Here is a 16,304-nt window from a genome sequence, read left to right as displayed (position 1 = left end):
GCCTTCGGCAGCTCCTACACGAATAAGGATCATGCTCAGGCCACCTGCGGAACAAGTTGCTGCGCGAGCAGGTGTTTGAGCAGCGCGCGATAGGCCAGCACGCCACGGCTCTTGCCGTCGAATTGCGAAGGCGTGACGCCCGCCCGGCTGGCGTCGCGCAGACGGGTGTCGACCGGGATATAGCCGTGCCAGATGTCTTCGGGGAATTTGTCACGCAGCACGCGCAAAGTGCCCATCGAGGCCTGCGTGCGGCGGTCGAACAGGGTCGGTACGATGCTGAACGGCAACGGCTGTTTGCGCGAACGGTTGATCATCGCCAGGGTGTTGACCATGCGCTCCAGACCTTTCACGGCCAGGTGCTCGGTCTGCACCGGGATCACCAGTTGCTGGCTCGCCGCGAGGGCGTTGACCATCAGCACACCGAGCAACGGCGGGCTGTCGATGATTGCGTAATCGAAGTCCTGCCACAGCTGCGCCAGACTCTTGGCGATCACCAGGCCCAGGCCACTTTGCCCCGGTGACTGTCGCTCAAGGGTGGCCAGTGCGGTGCTCGATGGCAGCAGGGAAATGCGTTCGTCGCTGGTCGACAACAGCAACTGCCCCGGCAGGCCTTGCGGCACGCTGCCCTTGTGCAGAAACAGGTCGTAGTTGCTGTGCTCCAGGCTGTCGGGGTCGTAGCCGAAATAGCTGGTCATCGAGCCGTGCGGGTCGAGATCGACCACAACCACGCGCTTGCCCGCCTCGGCCAGCAACCCGGCTAGAGCGATGGAAGATGTGGTTTTACCGACACCACCCTTTTGATTGGCGACTGCCCAGACTCTCATTCAGTTCGTTCCTCCCGGCCAGATTGGCTGGCCGAGACATGCTTCAGCGTGTTAATGCGGGCGACGGAGAATTGACGGCACTCTCGCGTCCCGGCGTCTTGACCGGGGTCGGTGCAGTTTGTGTGCCAGCGCGCTTCAACGCCGCATCCGGTTGCGCATTGGCGGTTCCGGTGCCGGTGAGGCTGCGGCGCACATCGAGATTGCGCGAGACCACCAGTACCACACGACGGTTCTTCGCCCGGCCTTCGACCGTGGCGTTGTTGGCCACTGGCTGGAATTCGCCGTAGCCCACCGATGCCAGTCGCCCAGGATTTACACCCTGCATGGCGAGCATGCGCACGATGCTCGCCGAACGCGCCGAGGACAGCTCCCAGTTGGTCGGGTACTGCGCGGTGCGGATCGGTTGATCGTCGGTGAAGCCTTCGACGTGGATCGGGTTGTCGAACGGTTTGAGGATCGCCGCAACCTTGTCGATAATGTTGAACGCGATGTCGCTCGGCATGGCGTCGCCGCTGCCAAACAACAGGCTGGAATTGAGCTCGATCTCGACCCACAACTCGTTACCGCGCACGGTCATCTGGTTGGAGCTGATCAAATCACCGAAGGCGGCGCTGATGTCATCGGCGATGCTTTTCAAAGGATCGCTGGCCCCGGAAATACCGGCGTCGACCTGCTCGGCATCCTTGACCAGCGGCTTGGCCGGGGTCACGGTTTTCGGTCGTTCGTCGCCGATCGGAATCGGTTTGAGCGAGCGGTCGGAGTCGGTAAATACGCCGATCAGCGCTTCGGAGATGACTTTGTACTTGCCTTCGTTGATCGACGAAATCGAGTACATCACCACGAAGAACGCGAACAACAAGGTGATGAAATCCGCGTAGGACACGAGCCAGCGCTCGTGGTTAACGTGTTCTTCCTGGTGGCGACGACGAGCCATGAGGTTATTCCCTTAGTCCATGAAGCCTTGCAGCTTCAACTCAATGGAACGAGGGTTTTCACCTTCGGCGATCGACAGAATTCCTTCCAGCAACATTTCGCGATAACGCGACTGCCGCAACGCGATGGACTTGAGCTTGGCCGCGACCGGCAAGAGGATCAGGTTGGCACTGGCCACGCCGTAGATGGTCGCGACGAACGCCACGGCAATGCCGTTACCCAGTTGCGACGGATCGGCGAGGTTGCCCATCACGTGAATCAGGCCCATCACCGCACCGATGATGCCGATGGTCGGCGCATAGCCGCCCATGCTTTCGAACACTTTGGCTGCTTCGATATCGCGGGATTCCTGGGTGTAGAAATCCACTTCGAGGATGCTGCGAATGGCTTCCGGCTCGGCGCCGTCGACCAGCAGTTGCAGGCCCTTGCGCGAGTAGCTGTCGGGTTCGGCGTCGGCCACGCCTTCGAGGCCAAGCAAGCCTTCCTTGCGCGCCGTCAGGCTCCAATTGACCACGCGGTCGATGCCGCCGGCCAGGTCGACACGCGGCGGAAAGAAGATCCAGGCGAGAATCTGCATGGCGCGCTTGAACGCGCTCATCGGCGATTGCAGCAGCGCGGCACCGACCGTGCCGCCCAGCACGATCAGCGCCGCCGGGCCGTTGGCCAGCGCGCCGAGGTGGCCGCCTTCAAGGTAGTTGCCGCCGATGATGGCGACGAACGCCATGATGAGGCCGATAAGGCTGAGAACATCCATCAGATACACGCCTCGACGATGTGCTTGCCGATGTCGTCCAGACCGTACACCGCGTCAGCCAGATCGGCTTTGACGATGGCCATCGGCATGCCATAAATCACGCAACTGGCTTCGTCCTGCGCCCACACCGAACTGCCGCCCTGCTTGAGCAGACGCGCGCCTTCGCGGCCGTCGGCGCCCATACCGGTGAGGACCACTGCCAGAACTTTGTCGCCGTAGGACTTGGCTGCAGAACCGAAAGTGATGTCCACGCACGGCTTGTAATTCAGACGCTCGTCGCCCGGCAGAATCTTCACCGCGCCACGGCCGTCGATCATCATCTGCTTGCCACCCGGCGCCAGCAGCGCCAGGCCCGGACGCAGGATGTCGCCATCTTCGGCTTCCTTGACGCTGATGCGGCAGAGCTTGTCGAGACGTTCGGCAAACGCTTTGGTGAACGCCGCCGGCATGTGCTGGATCAGCACGATCGGTGCCGGGAAATTCGCCGGCAATTGCGTCAGTACACGTTGCAGCGCGACCGGGCCGCCAGTCGAAGTGCCGATGGCTACCAGTTTGTAGGCTTTGCGTTTCGGTGCCGGCGACGAAGCGCTGGCGGCGGATGCACGGGCAGGCGCTGGCGCAGGCGCCGGACGTGCAGGGACAGGGCTGCTGTGGTTCGTGTGGCTGCCGTAGCTCGACGCTGCCGGAGCAGGCGTCGGCGCTGGCGCAGCGGCGGGAGCCGGCGCGCTGTAGGCACTGAAACGACGATTGCTGCGCGAGATGCTGTGGACTTTCTCGCACAGCAGTTGCTTGACCTTCTCGGGGTTGCGCGAGATGTCTTCGAAATTCTTCGGCAGGAAATCCACCGCGCCGGCGTCCAGCGCATCGAGGGTTACCCGTGCACCTTCATGCGTCAGCGAGGAGAACATCAACACCGGGGTCGGGCAGCGCTGCATGATGTGCCGCACTGCCGTGATGCCGTCCATCATTGGCATCTCGTAGTCCATGGTGATCACGTCAGGCTTGAGGGCCATGGCCTGATCGATCGCCTCTTTACCGTTGGTGGCCGTGCCGACCACCTGGATGCTCGGATCCGCCGAAAGAATTTCCGAGACGCGGCGGCGGAAAAAACCCGAATCGTCCACCACCAGGACTTTGACTGCCATAAACACTCCATTAGGTGCAGCGGCGCGTCATCGCGCCGCCGCCCCGGATTCAAATACGCTTTGTGGCGTAACGCTTGAGCATGCTTGGAACATCGAGGATCAGCGCAATGCGGCCGTCACCGGTGATGGTGGCGCCGGACATGCCTGGAGTGCCCTGGAGCATTTTGCCCAATGGCTTGATGACCACTTCTTCCTGGCCGACCAGCTGATCGACGACGAAGCCGATCCGCTGAGTGCCCACCGAAAGAATCACCACATGGCCTTCGCGCTGCTCTTCGTGAGCGGCGGAGCTGACCAGCCAGCGCTTGAGGTAAAACAATGGCAGCGCCTTGTCGCGCACGATCACCACTTCCTGACCGTCGACCACGTTGGTGGTCGACAGGTCGAGGTGGAAGATTTCGTTGACGTTGACCAGCGGGAACGCGAACGCCTGATTGCCGAGCATGACCATCAGGGTCGGCATGATCGCCAGAGTCAGCGGCACCTTGATGACGATCTTCGAACCCTGGCCCTTGGTCGAGTAGATGTTGATCGAACCGTTGAGCTGGGAAATCTTGGTCTTCACCACGTCCATGCCGACACCACGGCCGGACACGTCGGAGATCTCGGTCTTGGTCGAGAAACCCGGAGCGAAAATCAGGTTGTAGCACTCGGTATCGCTCAGGCGATCGGCCGCGTCCTTGTCCATCACGCCGCGTTTCACCGCGATCGAACGCAGGACGTTCGGGTCCATGCCTTTGCCGTCGTCGGAGATCGACAGCAGGATGTGGTCGCCTTCCTGCTCGGCCGCCAGCACCACGCGTCCGCCACGGGCCTTGCCCGATGCTTCACGTTCTTCCGGCGACTCGATGCCATGGTCGACGGCGTTGCGCACCAAGTGGACCAGCGGGTCGGCCAGAGCCTCGACAAGGTTTTTGTCGAGGTCGGTTTCTTCACCCACCAGTTCCAGGTTGATCTCTTTCTTCAGCTGACGTGCGAGGTCGCGAACCAGACGCGGGAAGCGCCCGAAGACCTTCTTGATCGGCTGCATCCGCGTTTTCATCACGGCGGTCTGCAGGTCAGCGGTGACCACGTCGAGGTTCGACACGGCCTTGGACATGGCTTCGTCGCCGCTGTTGAGGCCCAGCCGCACCAGACGGTTACGCACCAGCACCAGCTCGCCGACCATGTTCATGATCTCGTCGAGCCGTGCGGTGTCGACGCGTACGGTGGTTTCCGCTTCGCTGGCCGGTTTTTCTGCCGGGGCAGCAGCTGGCGCACGGGCCGCAGCCGGTGCAGCAGCGGCGGCCGGTTTCGGCGCCTCGGCTTTCGCTTCAGGCTTGGCCGCAGGCTTCGGCGCAGCAGCGGCAGCCGGAGCTTTCGCCGCTGGCGTGGCGACGCTCGACGCAGAGCCGGCAGTCGCAGCGCTGGCGTCAAACTTGCCTTTGCCGTGCAGTTCGTCGAGCAGCGATTCGAATTCGTGATCGCTGATCAGGTCACTGCCGGCCGCAGCGGCTGCCGGTGCAGCAGGTGCTGACGGAGCCGAAGCGATAGCCGATTCCAGCGCGTCAACGGCGAAGTTGCCCTTGCCATGCAACTGATCGAGCAAGGCTTCGAATTCGTCGTCGGTGATGTCCGAGCTGTCGCCCGCAGCAGGCGCGGCCGGAGCCGCCGGTGCTGGCGCCGGAGCGACCGCATCGACAGCAAACTGGCCCTTGCCGTGCAGCTGATCGAGCAGCGATTCAAATTCGGCGTCGGTGATTTCATCGCTCGCCGCCGTGTCGGCAACCGGCGCTGGAGCAACAACAGCAGCCGGGGCCTCGGCCTGGGCCTTGACGGCATTCAGCGAGTCCAGCAGTTGTTCGAATTCGTTATCGGTGATGTCTTCCGATGCGCTTTCAGCGACCGGTTCTTCCACCGCTTCTACCGGTGCAGCAACGGCTTCATCCGCCGATTGCGGCTCGGCCAGACGCGCCAGCGCGGCCAGCAGCTCCGGCGTGGCGGCGGTGATCGGTGCACGCTCACGGACTTCGCTGAACATGCTGTTCACCGCGTCCAGTGCTTCGAGCACCACGTCCATCAGTTCTGCATCAACGCGACGCTCACCCTTGCGCAGGATGTCGAACACGTTTTCGGCGATGTGACAGCACTCCACCAGCTCATTGAGCTGAAGGAAGCCGGCGCCCCCTTTTACAGTGTGGAAACCGCGAAAAATTGCATTGAGCAGATCTGCATCATCCGGACGGCTTTCCAGCTCGACCAGTTGTTCGGACAGTTGCTCAAGAATCTCGCCGGCCTCAACCAGGAAATCCTGAAGGATCTCTTCATCGGCGCCGAAGCTCATTAATGGGGTGCTCCTACAGGTCTAAAAACCCAAAAAACCTGAAATTCCGAAACTCTAGAATCCAAGGCTGGATAACAAATCGTCCACATCGTCCTGACCGGACACAACGTCTTCTCGTTTATCGGCATGAATCTGCGGACCTTCACCCTGCGAGAGATGTTTTTGTGGATCTTTTTCAGCAAGCATTGCAGCGCGGTCATGTTCGATGCCCGCAAAGCGGTCGACCTGACTGGCCATGAGCACGAGTTTGAGCAGATTGCTTTCGACTTCGGTGACCAGTTGGGTCACACGCTTGATCACTTGACCTGTGAGGTCCTGGTAATCCTGAGCCAGCAGGATGTCGTTGAGGTTGCTCGACACCGCACGGTTGTCCGTGCTGCTGCGTGACAGAAAACCGTCGACCCGGCGCGCCAGTTCGCGGAACTCTTCAGCCCCGACCTCGCGACGCATGAAGCGGCCCCAATCGGCGCTCAACGTCTGCGCTTCATCAGCGAGACTGTTGACCACCGGCGTGGCGCTCTCCACCAGATCCATGGTGCGGTTGGCCGCGGCTTCCGTCAGCTTGACCACATAGCCCAGGCGTTCGGTGGCGTCGGTGATTTGCGACACTTCCTCGGCCTGCGGCATGTGCGGATCGATCTGGAAATTGACGATCGCACTGTGCAGTTCACGTGTGAGCTTGCCCACTTCCTGATACAGGCCGCGGTCACGGGTCTGATTGAGCTCATGGATCAGTTGCACCGCGTCGCCGAACTTGCCTTTTTCAAGGCTCTCGACCAGTTCGACCGCGTGTTTTTTCAGGGTCGATTCGAAATCGCCCTGTGATGATTCGTTATGCTCCATAGCTCCCCCGCGCATTCATCAGCCGATGCGTTCGAAAATCTTCTCGATTTTGTCTTTCAACGCTTGAGCCGTGAAAGGTTTGACCACGTAACCGTTCACACCGGCCTGAGCGGCCTCGATGATCTGCTCGCGCTTGGCTTCAGCAGTCACCATCAACACCGGGAGGTGCTTGAGTTTTTCATCGGCGCGCACGTGACGCAGCAGGTCGATACCGGTCATGCCAGGCATGTTCCAGTCCGTTACCAGAAAGTCGATGCTGCCGCTGTTGAGCACCGGAATGGCAGTGGTGCCATCGTCGGCCTCGACGGTGTTGGTGAACCCAAGATCGCGCAGCAGGTTCTTGATGATCCGCCGCATCGTTGAGAAGTCATCAACGATGAGGATTTTCATGTCTTTGTTCAATTCGACCTCCAAGCAGTCTTAAACGCGCCCAGCACCTGGACGCGCCACTTCAATCAATCGGCATAGCACTCGAAGTTTGTCTGGAGCACAACGGATCGAGACCGGCGCCGTTCATCACCGCACCAGCCTCGTTTCGCAGTGTCCCCACACTGCCTTCAGCGCGCTCGCCACTCCCCCAAACGCCCCCGCAGACGGGCCGCGCACTGGCTGTGTAACTGGCTGACCCGCGATTCACTGACGCCAAGGACTTCACCGATTTCCTTAAGGTTCAGCTCTTCGTCGTAGTACAGCGCCAACACCAGTCGCTCACGCTCCGGCAAATTGGCAATCGCGTCCGCCAGCGCCGCCTGGAAGCGTTCATCTTCCAGATCGCGTGACGGCTCCATATGAGCACTCGCGCCATCCTCGTGCAGCCCTTCGTGTTCGCCGTCCTGCAGCAGGTCGTCGAAACTGAACAGGCGACTGCCCAAGGTGTCATTCAGAATCCCGTAGTAATCGTCGAGACTCAATTGGAGTTCGGCCGCAACCTCGTGATCTTTAGCGTCACGGCCGGTTTTAGCTTCAATCGAGCGAATCGCGTCGCTGACCATCCTGGTATTACGGTGAACCGAGCGTGGCGCCCAGTCACCTTTGCGCACTTCATCGAGCATCGCGCCGCGGATTCGAATGCCCGCGTACGTTTCGAAACTGGCGCCTTTGCTGGCGTCGTATTTGGTCGAGACTTCCAGCAAACCGATCATCCCGGCCTGGATCAGGTCTTCGACCTGCACGCTTGCCGGCAGGCGCGCCAGCAAGTGATAGGCAATGCGCTTGACCAGTGGCGCGTAGCGCTCGATCAATTCGTATTGCGCGTCACGCGCCGACTTTTTGTAAAGATTCATGCCACTGGCGGTCATATCACAGGCCCTGCGGTTTGCTGCACGAGACGCTCGACGAAAAATTCCAGGTGCCCGCGCGGGTTGGCCGGCAGCGGCCAGGTGTCGACCTTCTGGGCAATGGCCTTGAAGGCCAGCGCGCACTTGGAACGGGGAAAGGCTTCGTAGACGGCGCGCTGCTTCTGCACCGCTTTGCGCACGCTTTCGTCGTACGGCACGGCGCCGACGTATTGTAGGGCGACGTCGAGGAAGCGATCCGTGACCTTGGTCAACTTGGCGAACAGGTTGCGCCCTTCCTGCGGGCTCTGCGCCATGTTGGCCAGCACGCGGAAGCGGTTCATGCCGTAGTCGCGGTTGAGCAACTTGATCAGCGCGTAAGCGTCGGTGATCGAAGTCGGCTCGTCGCAGACCACCAGCAACACCTCTTGCGCGGCGCGTACGAAACTGACTACCGAGTCACCAATGCCCGCAGCGGTGTCGATCACCAGCACGTCGAGATTGTCGCCGATGTCGCTGAACGCCTGGATCAGGCCAGCGTGTTGCGCCGGGCTCAGGTGCACCATGCTCTGCGTGCCGGAGGCCGCCGGCACGATGCGAATCCCGCCCGGGCCCTGCAACAGCACGTCGCGCAGTTCGCAACGGCCTTCGATGACGTCGGCCAGTGTGCGCTTGGGTGTCAGCCCCAGCAGAACGTCGACGTTGGCCAGGCCCAGGTCGGCGTCCAGCAGCATGACCCGACGGCCAAGCTCTGCCAGCGCCAGCGACAAGTTCACTGACACGTTAGTCTTGCCGACGCCACCTTTGCCGCCGGTCACCGCGATCACCTGTACGGGATGCATGCTGCCCATGTTATTTCTTTACCTTGTCTTGCATAGACGGAGGCCACATTACTGGCTGCGCGTTCACGATCGGAACAATGCGTGGCAGACCATCGATGTAGGTACAAAAACTGTTCATGATTACCTCAGCCAACCTGCTTGGTCGGGCTGTGATAGATATCAGCGAACATGTCAGCCATGGCTTCTTCGCTGGGTTCTTCCTGCATTTGCACGCTGACGGCGCGGCTGACCAGTTGATGACGGCGCGGCAGATGCAGATCATCCGGAATCCGTGGGCCATCGGTCAGGTACGCGACCGGCAATTCATGACTGATCGCCAGGCTCAACACTTCGCCGAGACTGGCCGTTTCATCCAGTTTAGTCAGGATGCAACCGGCGAGCCCGCAACGCTTGTAACTGTGATAAGCGGCGGTTAGAACCTGTTTCTGGCTGGTGGTTGCCAGGACCAGATAATTTTTTGAGCGAATGCCACGCCCGGCCAGGCTCTCGAGCTGCATGCGCAACGCCGGATCACTGGCTTGCAGCCCGGCAGTATCGATCAAAACCACGCGTTTGCGTAGCAGTGGATCCAATGCCTGCACCAGCGACTGGCCGGGATCGACGTGCGTCACCGGCACGTTGAGGATGCGCCCGAGGGTTTTCAGTTGTTCCTGCGCGCCGATGCGGAAGCTGTCCATACTGACCAGCGCAACATTCTGCGCGCCGTACTTGAGCACATAACGCGCGGCGAGCTTGGCCAGCGTGGTGGTCTTGCCCATGCCGGCGGGGCCGACCATGGCAATCACACCGCCCTCTTCCAGCGGCTCGACTTCCGGTACGGCAATCATCCGCGCCAGGTGCGCCAGCAGCATGCGCCAGGCCTGACGGGGTTCTTCGATATCGGTGATCAGCGCCAACAGGTCGCGCGACAGCGGGCCGGACAGGCCAATACGCTGCAGACGGCGATACAGATTGGCCTGGGCCGGACGGCTGCCTTGCAGCTGATTCCAGGCCAGGGTGCCGAGTTGCACTTCCATCAACTCGCGCAGGCTGTTCAATTCAAAACGCATCGAATCCAGCGCACGCGGATCGACACCTGCCGAGGCCTGCGCAGGTGCTGCGGCCGGACGCGTCGGTGCGGCGTAGGTCGGCTCGCTCAGCGGCTCGGCAGCGGTCAGCGGCAGGCCTGCGGTCAATGGCAGCCCGGCAAACAATTGCTGATTGGTGTTGCCGTCGGCTTCGCCACGCAGGCTCAGTTCGGCCTGGGCGGTGACGATGCGCGACTGGGTCTTGCGCAGCTCGTCTTCGAGTTCCATGTTCGGAACCCGTGGCGCCAGCGCCGACAATTTGTAATCCAGAGCCGCCGTCAACTCGACGCCGCCGGCAATGCGGCGGTTGCCGATGATGGCGGCATCAGCGCCCAGCTCATCGCGAACCAGCTTCATGGCCTGACGCATATCGGCGGCGAAAAAACGCTTAACTTGCATAAACCACTACCTCAGCCGTTGGGCCCTACTGTCGCAACGATGGTCACTTGCTTGTTGTCCGGTACTTCCTGGTAGGCCAGCACATGCAGCCCTGGCACCGCGAGGCGACCGAAGCGCGAGAGCATCGCGCGAATCGGGCCTGCTACCAGCAGGATCACCGGTTGGCCTTGCATTTCCTGACGCTGGGCCGCTTCGATCAACGAACGTTGCAGCTTCTCGGCCATGCTCGGCTCCAGCAGGACGCCCTCTTCCGAGCCTTGTCCTGCCTTCTGCAGACTATTGAGCAATATCTGTTCCAACCTTGGTTCCAATGTGATCACAGGCAGCTCGGACTCAGTACCTACAATGCTTTGGACGATTGCACGGGATACGCCGACCCGCACAGCGGCGACCAGCGCGGCGGTATCTTGACTCTTCGCGGCGTTGTTCGCGATCGCTTCGGCGATGCTGCGGATGTCGCGCACCGGCACGTGCTCGGCGAGCAGCGCTTGCAGAACCTTGAGCAACTGCGACAGCGAAACCACGCCCGGTACCAGCTCTTCTGCCAGTTTCGGCGAGCTCTTGGCCAGCAATTGCATGAGTTGCTGCACTTCCTCGTGGCCGATCAGCTCACTGGAGTGCTTGTACAGAATCTGGTTCAAGTGCGTGGCGACCACGGTGCTGGCGTCGACCACGGTGTAGCCGAGCGATTGCGCCTGGGCGCGCTGGCTGATTTCGATCCACACCGCCTCTAGGCCGAAAGCCGGATCTTTGGCGTTGATCCCGTTGAGCGAGCCGTAGACCTGGCCCGGGTTGATCGCCAGTTCGCGATCCGGGTAGATCTCGGCCTCGGCCAGAATCACCCCCATCAGGGTCAGGCGATACGCGCTCGGCGCCAGATCGAGGTTGTCGCGGATGTGCACGGTCGGCATCAGGAAGCCCAGATCCTGCGAGAGCTTCTTGCGCACGCCCTTGATCCGCGCGAGCAATTGCCCACCCTGATTGCGGTCCACCAGAGGGATCAGGCGATAGCCGACTTCCAGACCAATCATGTCGATCGGCGTAACGTCGTCCCAGCCCAGTTCTTTGGTTTCCATGGCGCGCGCCGGCGACGGCAGCAGTTCCTGCTGACGCTTGACCTCTTCCAGCGCCACGACCTTGGCAACGTTCTGCTTCTTCCAGAACAGGTACGCGCCGCCTGCGGCCAGCGCAGCCATGCTCAGGAAGGAGAAGTGCGGCATGCCCGGCACCAGGCCCATCACTGCCATCAAACCAGCGGCCACGGCCAGCGCTTTCGGCGAGGCGAACATCTGGCGGTTGATCTGCTTGCCCATGTCTTCCGAGCCGGACGCACGGGTCACCATGATCGCCGCTGCTGTAGATAACAACAGTGATGGCAATTGCGCCACTAAACCGTCACCGATGGTCAGCAAGGCGTAAACCTTGCCCGCATCGCCGAAGCTCATGCCGTGCTGGAAGATACCCACGGCCATGCCGCCAATGAGGTTGATGAACAGAATCAGCAGGCCGGCGATGGCGTCACCGCGGACGAACTTGCTGGCACCGTCCATCGAACCGTAGAACTCGGCCTCTTGGGCGACTTCCTGACGGCGCGACTTGGCTTGATTCTGGTCGATCAGGCCGGCGTTGAGGTCGGCGTCGATCGCCATTTGTTTGCCGGGCATCGCATCGAGGGTGAAGCGCGCGCTCACTTCGGAAATCCGCCCGGCACCCTTGGTCACCACGACGAAGTTGATGATCATCAGAATCGCGAAGACCACGATACCGACCACGTAGTTACCGCCGATCACCACCTCACCGAAGGCCTGAATCACCTTACCGGCAGCGGCGTGGCCGTCCTGACCGTGGAGCATCACCACCCGCGTCGAGGCCACGTTCAACGCCAGGCGCAGTAGCGTTGCCACCAGCAGAATGGTCGGGAACACAGCGAAATCCAGCGGCCGCAGCGCATACACGCAGACCAGCAGGACGACGATCGACAGGGCAATGTTGAAGGTGAAGAAGACGTCGAGCAGGAACGGCGGCACCGGCAACATCATCATCGCCAGCATGACCAGCAGCAACAACGGCACGCCCAGATTGCCTCGACTGAGGTCGGCAACGTTGGTGCGTGCTGTATTGAATAACTGAGTGCGATCCACCGGTTTTCCCCGTTCCTTTAAAGCAAACTTTTGACGCCCCGAACGGGCGCAGGGCGGCTACTGCAAGAAGCTTTCCAACTTTTGCGGTGGATTGAAAACGAGCGGATTTGGCGGGGGGATTTGTTGAAGTCGCAATGACCCCTTCGCGAGCAAGCCCGCTCCCATAGGTGCCGAGGCACCACAAAACTTGCCGCTAGCATGCACCCTTTGTGAGACATGTCTTGCTCGCGACGATGATCACTTGGGAGGCCGCTTCTCAAGTGGATCAGGGATAAAACCATGCCGCCCTGCTTATCAGTCGAATGCAGGTCGATCATGCGTGATCGTCGATCTGAAAGAGGGTCACAACTGTCAGACCTGACAGGTGGCAGGCGCGCGAACCTATGGCCTACTGCGAGTCTCCCAAGGCTCAAGGATCCCGGCCATGAACCACTCAACCGATGTAGCTGCGTTCCAACTTGAATTGCCCAACGAAAACATCGTGATGATCAAGGGCCTGCATGGCCTCAGGCTCAGTCCGGATGCTTCTTTGTTGTATTTTGTGTCCACCTACGACGGCAGCATCAGCTATATCCGTGCCATGGATACTCGAACCCACGCCATCGTTCACAGCTATTCGCCAAAAGTGGGCGGTGAACAGTTGGCAAGCCTGACACCCGACGGCTCTCGGGCATATGTCCACAGTCGCTACTCGCAGCATATTTGGCAGATCAACACCCAAACCCATAAATTGAGCCAAGGCGCCGATCTCGGAGGCAGTACGCCTTTTATGGTGGGAAGTTCAAACGGCCGAACCCTTTACGCCTGCGGCACTCTGGAACCGCATTCAGTAAAAGGGTTTCTGAAAGCAATCGACGCCTCCACCCAGACAGTCACCCAGACACTGGTGATCGAACCATGGCCTTACGAACTTGCAGCCAACCCCAAGCAACCGCGTTTGTACCTGGCCAATGTGGGTGATGCGCAAGCCAATGCCGACCCTACAGCCATTGACGTAATCGACACCGATAGCTGGAGGCTCGTAGCAAGAATCTCGATCCCCGGACTCGCGTACTCAATGGCACTGAGCCCCGACGGCGCTCACCTGTACGTCGCTGACATAACATCCAGTCAAATTTTGCTGATTGATACGGCAACGCATAAGGTCATAAAGGCTTCCTCGAGCGAGAAATCCCCCCGGCACGTATCGGTCAGCGCAGACGGCAAACAGATATTCGTCGTGTCATACACCTCCGGTCGCATATGGGTTCTGGATGCCGGGAGTCTGGAGGCTGTGCGTTTTATTGATACAGGCAAGACCGATCTGAGGGAGGTATTGGCAACCGCTGCCAACGGCATGTATGTGCTTTATCAGGAGTGAAAGAAAAGATCGCCGACTTCGACAATGGCTACAGGGCTGTCGAACGCGGCGATCTTCAGCTCAAATAATCTTGAAATACGACCCATTGCGGGACGGATTTATATAACCACTCCGCTGACCGGCATGTCCCTCGCGAGCAGGCTCTCCCACCTTGTGGAACGCATTTCCTTGTGGGAGCGAGCTCGCGAAGGGGCCAGTGAAGGCAGCGCAAATCGCCTTTTAAACTCAGGTGTTTAAAAGACACCTGCAGACACGGTCTCAAGGCTACAAATCCTTGCGCCATTACTTACAGCCAAGCCAGAATCCGCCGGCTTGTGCGCCTTGGGGGGCGGGTTCTATTGTGGTCCGATCGCTGACGAATCAGCGATCGGGTTTAGCGACTCGAACTCAAGTCAAAGGTGCATCAGCGTTCCAGGCTTCGTTGCGGATCTGTATTGTCGCGATTTCGTCATGGTGGCTGTATGCGGGAGACCTTCGAGTCTGCCGGGTGCCTTTGACCGGTTCGCTAACCCGCGTACAGCCGCCACCCTCCCTGTTTAGCGACAGGTTGTAGCAGCTCCACTTCAAAGGAGCTTCACCATGATCAAACCAACAACCAACCCACCCGAATCCGACCCCACCTCCCCCTACGAATCCCTCGACGCAAAAAAACTCCACCAAGCCGCCGACCGCGCACTCGACCACTACCTCTGCCCACCCGGCTCGACCCCACCGCCGTTCAGTCCCCGCGCCATGTACGCCGTCACCGCCGACACTAAAAACGAAGACCTGCTGGCCAACGCCTGCGAAACCCTCGCCTCGGCCAAAACCGTCGCCCAGGAATTTGCCGGGCTGGTAAAGCCATCGCAGCGGCGGACGCTGATGGGGATGGCGCAGTTGATCATGCTCGGGGAACTGGCGGTGAATCGGGTGCTGGATAACCTGGAAATGCCGCAATAGCATGGCTTACCGCTGATCGTTCCCACGCTCCCGCGTGGGAATGCAGCCCGGGACGCTCCGCGTCCCCTCCACAGCCGAACGCGCAATCTTGGTGGATGCATGACTTTGCCGGGAGTGGCCGTGCTGATAGCCGTCGGATAGGGTTTTTCTCCGACGGAGATGTCAGCTATCGGGATCAAGCCGATAACCGTTACTCCTGCGTTTTTTATGCCTACGAACGGACGCACGGCTGCCGCAAAAAGCATTCCAACCTTCAGGGGGTAGAAAACAGAGAGTTATCGGAGCATCCGGTAAACGCTCGATTGCGCGGGCCGGACTTAGTGCAAAGCACTTGCCCATAAACCCACGCTATCGCCACATCGCGAGCAAGCTCGCCCCTACAGATTGGTAAAAAAACCGCAAAACCAGAGCTGAAAGGATCAGATGCTCAGCACCTATGTCAGAAGTCGTGCCCAGGCCCGGCGGGGAGTTTAAATGCACCCACCCGCCAATCGACCGCTAACACAACAAGCTAGATGACTATTCCGGCCAGATTGTTATAACCAAAATTGATTCCTCCGTCCTCACCGCCGTTGTTGAGGTTTTTCCTCCACCAATGGTTGCTGGAATGAATCTCACCGGACCAGAACGCACTATTGAGATCGGGAGAAGGCGAGGCCGACCAACCAACGAAATAGGCGACGGAAGGTTGATGGGCTGCGTAGGATGCCCAGAACTGACGCAGTTCGTCCATTACCGGAAAGCGCAGGCCGTGCGCTGCGAGGACAGCGGGGCCGTTATACATATTGTGGTTACCGCCAGGGCAAACCCATACTCTGATGCCCGAGATAGTCACCGTATGAGTGGCTGTTCGGCCCTTGCTGTCCGTGGCCGTCATAACTGCCTGCCCGTTCCCGACTGGCACCACCCTGCCGTTCTGATCAATCACGGCGACGTTAGCGTTGCTGGATGAATAGCTATAACCCGGCTCCCCCCCCGTCGCTGTGCGTGTATAGGTCGCATGAGCTGGCGGATTGGTTGGCGGCCGTCCCCGGGCAACGTGGTAAGTGGTCAGGGAGAGAGCGACATCCTGCCCAAAACTTAGTGGCGGAACGGGGGATTTCACTTCGAACGACCAGACATTCGACACCGGATTACTGCCATAGAGCGCTCTGGCGGTAATGCTGTGAGTACCGACACCCACTGAGAAGCTGACCTCTCCCCATCCACCGCTGCTATTGACCGGTGCGTTCTGTTTCACGTTACCGTTATCGCGAACTTCGACGCTGGCATTTATTGACGCACTGCCACTGACATACACGGTGGTTGCAGTGGTCGTGCTGCCGGGAGAAATGTTGTTACCCTGAGAATCTCTCACCCTGGTAACACTTGGCGTGACAGCTGCCGCCACGGTAAAGGTCCGCGCCGCCGACACCGGATTACTGCCGTACAACGCCTTGACCGTGATGCTGTGAGCGCTG

The 16,304-nt window shown here is 60.1% G+C and carries 14 protein-coding genes; 2 read left to right on the top strand and 12 right to left on the bottom strand.

Features of this window, described 5'->3' with window-relative positions; translation table 11 throughout:
* Positions 1-35 precede the first annotated feature (35 nt).
* From AC4IHP_RS24530 to flhA, 11 genes are all read right to left on the bottom strand, one after another.
* Complete coding sequence (locus tag AC4IHP_RS24530; protein ID WP_039763606.1) at positions 36-824, bottom strand: ParA family protein; 789 nt, start codon at positions 822-824, stop codon at positions 36-38.
* Between the two features lie 43 nt (positions 825-867).
* A complete protein-coding gene (gene motD / locus AC4IHP_RS24525; protein ID WP_016771054.1) occupies positions 868-1,758 on the bottom strand; it encodes a flagellar motor protein MotD in 891 nt (296 codons plus the stop codon).
* Between the two features lie 12 nt (positions 1,759-1,770).
* Positions 1,771-2,511 carry a flagellar motor protein gene (locus AC4IHP_RS24520; RefSeq protein WP_039763601.1) on the bottom strand — a complete coding sequence of 247 codons (741 nt, stop codon included), beginning with the start codon at positions 2,509-2,511 and terminating at the stop codon, positions 1,771-1,773.
* A complete protein-coding gene (locus AC4IHP_RS24515; protein WP_460117500.1) occupies positions 2,511-3,656 on the bottom strand; it encodes a protein-glutamate methylesterase/protein-glutamine glutaminase in 1,146 nt (381 codons plus the stop codon). Before AC4IHP_RS24515 ends, AC4IHP_RS24520 begins: the two co-directional genes overlap by 1 nt.
* 49 nt (positions 3,657-3,705) lie before the next feature.
* Positions 3,706-5,979 carry a chemotaxis protein CheA gene (locus tag AC4IHP_RS24510; protein ID WP_490832951.1) on the bottom strand — a complete coding sequence of 758 codons (2,274 nt, stop codon included), beginning with the start codon at positions 5,977-5,979 and terminating at the stop codon, positions 3,706-3,708.
* 54 nt (positions 5,980-6,033) lie between these two features.
* On the bottom strand, positions 6,034-6,822 hold the full coding sequence (locus AC4IHP_RS24505) for a protein phosphatase CheZ (RefSeq protein WP_016771058.1): 789 nt from the start codon (positions 6,820-6,822) through the stop codon (positions 6,034-6,036).
* Between the two features lie 18 nt (positions 6,823-6,840).
* Positions 6,841-7,212, bottom strand: coding sequence for a chemotaxis response regulator CheY (locus AC4IHP_RS24500; RefSeq protein WP_024012118.1), 372 nt, complete (start codon positions 7,210-7,212; stop codon positions 6,841-6,843).
* 167 nt (positions 7,213-7,379) lie between these two features.
* On the bottom strand, positions 7,380-8,120 hold the full coding sequence (gene fliA, locus AC4IHP_RS24495; protein ID WP_016771059.1) for an RNA polymerase sigma factor FliA: 741 nt from the start codon (positions 8,118-8,120) through the stop codon (positions 7,380-7,382).
* Complete coding sequence (gene fleN / locus AC4IHP_RS24490) at positions 8,117-8,947, bottom strand: flagellar synthesis regulator FleN (RefSeq protein WP_016771060.1); 831 nt, start codon at positions 8,945-8,947, stop codon at positions 8,117-8,119. The genes fliA and fleN overlap by 4 nt, the downstream gene beginning before the upstream one ends.
* A 116-nt stretch (positions 8,948-9,063) precedes the next feature.
* Entirely contained in the window at positions 9,064-10,404 is a 1,341-nt protein-coding gene (gene flhF, locus AC4IHP_RS24485) for a flagellar biosynthesis GTPase FlhF (protein ID WP_415763314.1), read from the bottom strand.
* An 11-nt stretch (positions 10,405-10,415) separates the two neighbouring features.
* On the bottom strand, positions 10,416-12,545 hold the full coding sequence (flhA, locus tag AC4IHP_RS24480) for a flagellar biosynthesis protein FlhA (RefSeq protein WP_016771062.1): 2,130 nt from the start codon (positions 12,543-12,545) through the stop codon (positions 10,416-10,418).
* Positions 12,546-12,969: 424 nt separating this feature from the next.
* Here flhA and AC4IHP_RS24475 point away from each other — a divergent pair, with 424 nt between their 5' ends.
* Together AC4IHP_RS24475 and AC4IHP_RS24470 are read left to right on the top strand one after the other, a co-directional pair.
* The gene (locus AC4IHP_RS24475) at positions 12,970-13,905 is read left to right on the top strand and encodes a YncE family protein (protein WP_490832950.1); all 936 of its coding nucleotides are present in this window, start codon (positions 12,970-12,972) and stop codon (positions 13,903-13,905) included.
* A 579-nt stretch (positions 13,906-14,484) separates the two neighbouring features.
* A complete protein-coding gene (locus AC4IHP_RS24470) occupies positions 14,485-14,844 on the top strand; it encodes a DUF6124 family protein (RefSeq protein WP_490832949.1) in 360 nt (119 codons plus the stop codon).
* Positions 14,845-15,355: 511 nt separating this feature from the next.
* Here AC4IHP_RS24470 and AC4IHP_RS24465 read toward each other — a convergent pair.
* Positions 15,356-16,304, bottom strand: a 949-nt coding sequence (locus tag AC4IHP_RS24465) for an immunoglobulin-like domain-containing protein (protein WP_490832948.1), incomplete at its 5' end; no start/stop codon positions are given.

This window comes from Pseudomonas sp. UF-293, assembly GCF_058245595.1.
This window is presented reverse-complemented; position numbering and strand designations above follow the sequence as displayed.